Annotated in this window: 1 protein-coding gene; it reads left to right on the top strand. The window is 12.0% G+C overall.

Annotation, left to right across the window (positions count from 1 at the left end; genetic code table 11):
* The first annotated feature begins 65 nt into the window (after positions 1–65).
* The gene (locus HW561_RS24445; RefSeq protein ID WP_176867769.1) at positions 66–482 is read left to right on the top strand and encodes a hypothetical protein; all 417 of its coding nucleotides are present in this window, start codon (positions 66–68) and stop codon (positions 480–482) included.
* Positions 483–728: the final 246 nt, after the last annotated feature.

The raw sequence follows: 728 nt of genomic DNA, 5'->3' as shown, positions 1-728 counted from the left end.
TTTGGTTTGTTAAAAATAATGAGTAAATTTTTAATGATAATTATTTAATTAATTATTTATTATAAGTGTTTAAAATTATTTGTGAAAATAATAATTTAGATTTTTTAAGTATATTAAAAAAAGAAAATAAATTTATTGAAAAAGAAAGTTTTGTTAATGATGTTTTTATTATTATATTTGTTGTAATTATTTTTTATGTTAGAATTTATATTAATAATATTAAATTAATTATTTTAAATAGTGGAGGAAAAATTTATTATTTTGATATTGATAGTATTGTAATTAATATTGAATTATTAAAAGAATATTTAGGTAATGAGTTAGGTAAGTTAAAATTAGAAAATGTAATAAAAGAAGGTTATTTTATAGTATTTAAAATATATTTATTTGTTATTGATAAAAATGAAATTGTTAAAAAAGTTAAAGGAGTTTTTTTTGAAAGTTTAATTATTAATGATTTTAAGGAAATGTATTATAAATAAGAAGTTATTAAATTAATTAAAAGTAATATTATTTTAAGTTTTAGTAAAGGTTTAGTGGATATATTTATAAAAGGTGTTGTAATAAATTTAGATATTTATATTAAAAGAGAAAAAATATTAAATGAAAATAATTTATGAATTAATATAAAATTTATAAAATTAAATAAATAATATTTAATTATAATTAAATAATTTAATATTAATTGATTTGTAGTTTATAATATATTTTTATGTTGTTAGTTATAG

Origin of the sequence: Ruegeria haliotis (assembly GCF_013377785.1) — a bacterium.
Taxonomy (GTDB): domain Bacteria; phylum Pseudomonadota; class Alphaproteobacteria; order Rhodobacterales; family Rhodobacteraceae; genus Ruegeria; species Ruegeria haliotis.
This window is presented reverse-complemented; position numbering and strand designations above follow the sequence as displayed.